Origin of the sequence: Rhodococcus sp. WS1 (genome assembly GCF_003797745.1) — a bacterium.
Taxonomy (GTDB): Bacteria; Actinomycetota; Actinomycetes; order Mycobacteriales; family Mycobacteriaceae; genus Rhodococcus_F; species Rhodococcus_F erythropolis.
This window is the reverse complement of the sequence record NZ_RKLZ01000006.1, coordinates 1-5,566: the sequence shown is the minus strand read 5'-3', so window position 1 is coordinate 5,566 and position 5,566 is coordinate 1. Positions and strand designations below refer to the sequence as shown.

Annotated in this window: 6 protein-coding genes; 2 read left to right on the top strand and 4 right to left on the bottom strand. The window is 63.1% G+C overall.

The window, feature by feature from the left end; translation table 11 throughout:
• Positions 1–364 precede the first annotated feature (364 nt).
• Together EEB12_RS30395 and EEB12_RS30390 are read right to left on the bottom strand one after the other, a co-directional pair.
• Positions 365–991 carry a dihydrofolate reductase family protein gene (locus EEB12_RS30395; protein ID WP_097388171.1) on the bottom strand — a complete coding sequence of 209 codons (627 nt, stop codon included), beginning with the start codon at positions 989–991 and terminating at the stop codon, positions 365–367.
• A gap of 142 nt (positions 992–1,133) precedes the next feature.
• Entirely contained in the window at positions 1,134–2,726 is a 1,593-nt protein-coding gene (locus tag EEB12_RS30390) for an adenylate/guanylate cyclase domain-containing protein (RefSeq protein WP_141489214.1), read from the bottom strand.
• Between the two features lie 42 nt (positions 2,727–2,768).
• Between EEB12_RS30390 and nucS the strand changes: the two genes are divergently transcribed.
• Both nucS and EEB12_RS31025 read left to right on the top strand, forming a co-directional pair.
• Positions 2,769–3,443, top strand: a complete 675-nt coding sequence (gene nucS / locus EEB12_RS30385) for an endonuclease NucS (protein WP_141489213.1) — start codon at positions 2,769–2,771, stop codon at positions 3,441–3,443.
• Between the two features lie 19 nt (positions 3,444–3,462).
• A complete protein-coding gene (locus EEB12_RS31025; protein ID WP_080656789.1) occupies positions 3,463–3,807 on the top strand; it encodes an ATP/GTP-binding protein in 345 nt (114 codons plus the stop codon).
• A gap of 7 nt (positions 3,808–3,814) precedes the next feature.
• Here EEB12_RS31025 and EEB12_RS30375 read toward each other — a convergent pair whose 3' ends face one another.
• On the bottom strand, positions 3,815–4,858 hold the full coding sequence (locus EEB12_RS30375; protein ID WP_029255700.1) for a hypothetical protein: 1,044 nt from the start codon (positions 4,856–4,858) through the stop codon (positions 3,815–3,817).
• A 40-nt stretch (positions 4,859–4,898) separates the two neighbouring features.
• The gene (gene mce / locus EEB12_RS30370) at positions 4,899–5,372 is read right to left on the bottom strand and encodes a methylmalonyl-CoA epimerase (protein WP_020723660.1); all 474 of its coding nucleotides are present in this window, start codon (positions 5,370–5,372) and stop codon (positions 4,899–4,901) included.
• Positions 5,373–5,566: the final 194 nt, after the last annotated feature.

Genomic DNA, 5,566 nt, shown 5'->3' with positions numbered 1-5,566 from the left:
CCCGGAAGCTAAGCCCTTCAGCGCCGATGGTACTGCACTCGACAGGGTGTGGGAGAGTAGGACACCGCCGAACACAATGTAGAGAAGCCCCCCAACCAGTGATGGTTGGGGGGCTTTCTCGTACCCGAAACACCCTGAAACATCCCGTCGCCGGCACCCCCCCGGATCGAGTGAACGGTACGTTCGTCGCCTCAGATCGACCGAACGTACCGTTCACACCATCACGAGCAGAAGAGCACGGCCGGCTCACCACCCCGTCCGGGACCGAGTGAACGACACTCTCACCCTCCTAGACGAGGGGAACGATACGTTCACACCATTAGGGGCGGGCGCACGACCGAGGACGACGGGCGCTTTGCCCTGATCAGTCGATGCCGTCGGCGGTGGCAGTTGCATACTTCGGCCGGCCAGTGGGCAGATACCGCTGGATCGTCACGCCCTTTGGTGTGGCTCGCGATTCGGCCAGCTCGAGTGCGATATCCGGTCCGGTATCGGGAAAGAGTCGTGTGCCCTGGCCTACGACCACCGGAACGATCAGCAAGATCATCTCGTCGACGAGATCGTTCGCGAGAAGCCAGCGGCACAATTCGCCACTGCCGTGCACCTGAAGCTCGCCGCCGGGTCTGGCTTTCAGTTCGCCGATCGCTGCGGCGGTGTCACCTGAAAGGGCCGTGGTGTTCTTCCATTGCGGATCGGTGACCGTTGTCGAGGCAAGATACTTGGGCCGCGTATTCAAGGCGCTTGCGATCGGGTTGACCTCTGGATTCTCGAACGCGCCCCAATAACCGGCGAAGATGTCATAGGTCCGCCGACCGAACAGGAAGGCGTCGGCGCGCTGGTAGACCTGGACGAGGTAAGACATGGCTTCTGTGTCCACCAGTGGCGCGGACCATCCGCCACGTTCGAATCCGCCGCGTCGATCTTCGTCCGGCCCACCGAGTCCTTGCATCACCCCGTCGAGAGTGACGATGGTAAATGTCGTCAGTTTCATAGTCGTACCCATCTCCCCGGCATCGCCGGATTTCCGCTGTTTCGATATAGACCGTCGGGACGCGGGAAAATCATCGAGCGAACGTGGCGTTCATCGCCTTGGATCGACTGAACGTGCCGTTCGCCCAAGGTGGGCGGTGAGATCAGGGCTGAACGGGCACAGAGTCTGCCGGGGTGGACTCGGACTCCAAGGCGTCGCAGGGAATCGCGAGCTCGGTCTGTTCGAGGCGGCCACGAAGGGTGATGTTCTCCGTGATCGACCACCGTGCGGCTTCGGCGCTGTCAGCGGCGGCCACAGCCCGTCCGGACGCGGCGAGGTTACCTGGGACCGTCTTGGCGACCTCGGACAGTCGCGCTGCTTCGTTGACGGGATCACCGATGACGGTGTATTCGAATCTTTCTCGCGCACCGACGTTTCCGGCAACGGCAATTCCCGCAGCGACGCCGATACCCGCGCTCACTTCCGGAACTTCGGCACGCAGGCGCTGCTGAATCTTGCGGGCGGCGGCGAGTGCACTGCCGGCGTGATCGGCGAGTGTCGTCGGCGCTCCGAAAATCGCCAGCGCTGCGTCGCCCTCGAACTTGTTGACGAATCCGCCGTGTGCATCTACCTCGTCGACGATGACGTCGAAGAATCGGTTGAGTAGAGCGACCACCGCGGTAGGGGAGTTGGTGGCCGCGATCGAGGTCGATCCGATGACGTCGACGAAGAGAACGGCAACGTCGCGTTCTTCACCGCCGAGTTCCGGGTTTCGGCGAACCGCGTTTGCGGCAACCTCGTGTCCGACGTGGCGCCCGAAGAGGTCGCGAATCCTCTCGCGCTCGCGCAGGCCCTCGGCCATGCGATTGAAGCCGGTCTGCAGCAGTCCCAGTTCGGTCCCGTCGTACACGACGACGGACGCGGTGAGGTCGCCACGGGTGACTTGTTCCATGCCTCGGCGTACGGACCGAATGGGGGCCGCGGCTGATCGGATGTTGATGTACGTCAGCCCGAGTCCGACGCACAGAGTGATCCCGCCGATGACGAGGATCGCGGTTGCGAGGGCTTGCCACGAAGCAGGCCGGATGAAGCTGAAGACCGCTACGAGCATCAAGCCGGTGACGGGGACTCCGCTTCCGAGCAGCCAGACGAGGATTGTCCGGCCGGTCAGTCCGAGAACGGCAGCCTTGCGGGGTGCTCCGGATTCGAGTGCACGCGCAGCAATAGGGCGCAGTGCGAACTCGCTGAGCAGGTAGCAGAAAGCACAGGTGGTGATACCGCTGAAAGCCACGGTGAACAGAACTTTCGGAATGGTGTCGGGGTCGACGATTCCGTACATGGTCGTGAAGGTGATGAGCGCGGCCGTCCACAGGACGGCTTGCACTCGGGTCAGTCGCCACGGCCCGCGCAACGCCGCGCGTTGATTCTGCTCGGTTGGCCGGTGATCCTCGGTGGCCCACCGGAGATCCCTCATGAGGCGTTTGGTGCCCCACAGAAGTCCGATGAGAAAGACACACCCGATGAAGACGGGTACGGCAATAAAGTTGATCCACGCGAATTCGGGGTGGATGATCTCGGGTCCGGGAACCACGAATCCGACGAGCACGATCGCCAGCACCGCTCCGATCAGGTTGGTGACCAGGAGAGGGGCGGTGAGTAGTGCCTGGACGCGGATTCGGCGGCGCCTGGGGCTTTCGTCGGTGGATCCGAGCAGCCACGACCCCAGGGGCGCACTCGGGACACGGCTTCGCTGCATAGTGTGTCGAGAGTAGTCGTAATGATCGCTTAGGGTGGTCCGGTGCGCCTAGTTATTGCTCGTTGCCGTGTCGATTATGTGGGACGCCTGACCTCCCACCTCCCTACCGCAAGACGACTGCTGTTGGTGAAGGCCGACGGCTCGGTCAGCATTCATGCCGACGATCGGGCGTACAAGCCGCTGAACTGGATGAGTCCGCCGTGCTGGTTGGTCGAGACCACCGGCGACAGCGACGACATCTTGTGGGTCGTCACCAACAAGGCGGGCGAGGAGCTTCGGATCACTCTCGAAGAGGTCGAGCACGATTCGTCGTATGAACTCGGTATCGATCCGGGATTGATCAAGGACGGAGTCGAGGCACACCTTCAAGAACTTCTGGCGGAGCATGTCGAGACACTCGGCCCCGGCTACACGTTGGTGCGGCGCGAGTACATGACGGCCATCGGGCCGGTCGACCTTCTGGTCCGTGACGCGGACGGTGCATCGGTGGCGGTGGAGATCAAGCGCCGCGGCGAGATCGACGGCGTCGAGCAGTTGACGCGGTACCTGGAGTTGCTCAACCGCGATCCTCTGCTCGCGCCGGTCACGGGAGTTTTTGCAGCGCAACAGATCAAGCCGCAGGCAAAGACTTTGGCCAACGACCGTGGGATCCGTTGCCTGGTCTTGGACTACGAGGCCTTGCGTGGTACAGAAAGCACCGAGTTCCGACTTTTCTGACGCTGTTTAGACTCGAACCATGCCGCGCCGCAAACCTTCGCCGAAGCAATCCCGTCGAACGGATACTCGGCGTGCTCGGAATTCGGGCGCGGAATCGCAGTCACCCAGTGGTGTGTTGTTCGGCGGGGCGCTGGTCCGGGAGGAACCGGGGCCGGGCGGTGAAATGTACATGGTGAGGCCGATACCCGGCTCCAACGCGACGAAGTTCTATCGCTGCCCCGGTTGTGATCACGACATCAGGCCCGGTGTCGCCCATGTGGTGACATGGCCTTCGGAACCGGGCGGCGCGAACGAACGTCGACACTGGCACACCGGATGCTGGTCAGGCCGCGGAACTCGCAGCCTGACCAGACGGTGGTCCTGAGCGTCGATCAGTTCCGGGACTGGGCTCGCTGCTCGACGGCGCGGGTGTCGATCTCGGCGGTGTTGGTCTCGTCCGAGTCCTCGAGAACATCGTCTTCGTCGATACTCGGTTCTGAGTCGACCGGATCGGAGTCGGCCTTCTTGTCTTCGATCTCGAGATTTTCCTCGGCTTCGACGATGACCGGAGCGGGCGGTGCATCGAGGAGTTCGCTCTCCCGGTTGACCGATGCGAGCATGGCCGGAACCGAATCGAGTTGTCCCCGAATGCCCAAGAGCTGAGCCAGAATTCGACCACGGAGAACACGCAGTTCTTCGGTGAGTTCCTTCGCGTGAGCGATCTTGCGCTCGGACTGATCGGTGGCGGCCTGCAGCCTGCGCTGAGCCTCGTGCGACGCATCGGAGAGTCGACGCTCGGCCTCTGCCTTGCTCGACGACTCCAGGTCGTTGACGGCGGCGACGACCTTGGCGCGACGCTCGGACATCGAGATGTCGAAGTCTTCGCGGATCTGAGTGCGCTTGGCCTCGGACTCGGCAGCCAGGCGATCCCGCTCGGCCTGTGCGGCTTCGACGATCCGGGCGGCCTCGGTACGGGCCTGCGCCATGGTCTGCTCGTGCATGGTTTCCATCGCATTGCGACGGTCCTCGAGTTCGGCAATCAGCGACTCGTAGTGTCCGCGCAGGCGGGCGCCGTCCTGTTCGGCGATGGAGGTCATCTCGGCTGCGTCGGCCTCGGCCTTCGCGCGCACCTCCGAAGCCTCGTCGGAGGCAAGGCGCAGCATGCGGCTGATGCGATCGCTCATGCCCTCCGCAGTGGTGGGCGGTACCGAGAGGCGGTCGACGTCCTTGCGGAGGTCGTCGATGTCGTCGCGTGCATCGTCGAGCTGCTTGGCAAGGTCACGGGCCTGCGCAGCGGCAGCATCACGATCGGCCGCGGTAACTCGCAGCTCCGCGTCGAATCGCTCGAAGTAGTTACGTACCTCGTCGCGGTCGTATCCCTTCCGTGCGATCTGGAACGGAAGTTGGATCGAACCGCGGTCCTGCTCGTATGCCATGGCGACAATCTACCTGGCATACGAGCTGGAGTCGGGTCTGCTAGTGGCTCGCGTCGGGTTCGACCAGTTCCACCAGGACGCCGCCGGCGTCCTTCGGGTGAATGAAGTTGATGCGCGAGTTGGCCGTACCGCGCCGGGGAGCGTCGTACAGCAACCGAACACCGCGCTCGCGAAGCTCGGCGGAGATGGCGTCGATGTCGGTGACCCGGTAGGCGAGCTGCTGCAGTCCGGGGCCGCTTCGGTCGATGAACTTGGCGATGGTCGAGTTCTCGTCCAGTGGTGCGAGCAGCTGAACGGCAGTGGATCCGGCGGGGGAGCCGACGACGGAGAGCATGGCTTCGCGCACGCCCTGCGATTCGTTGATTTCCTCGTGGGTCGACACCATGCCCAGGTGCTGCGTGTACCACGCGATTGCCGCGTCGAGATCGGGCACCGCGATTCCGACGTGATCGATCGCGACGACGAGGTCGGACGACAAAGGTGCGAGTGCAGAACTGGGGGAGGTCTGTGTCATACCTTTCACGGTAGCGCTACCGTTTGAGGAGTACACGTCGGGATGTGACTTGGCTCTTAGGCCGCACGGAACCGACGACTATGTCTCTTTTGCAGCCGGAGGAAATCGTGACCAGTTCTGTGATTGTTGCGGGAGCTCGTACCCCGATGGGTCGACTCCTCGGATCGTTGAAAGACCTCTCCGGGTCCGACCTC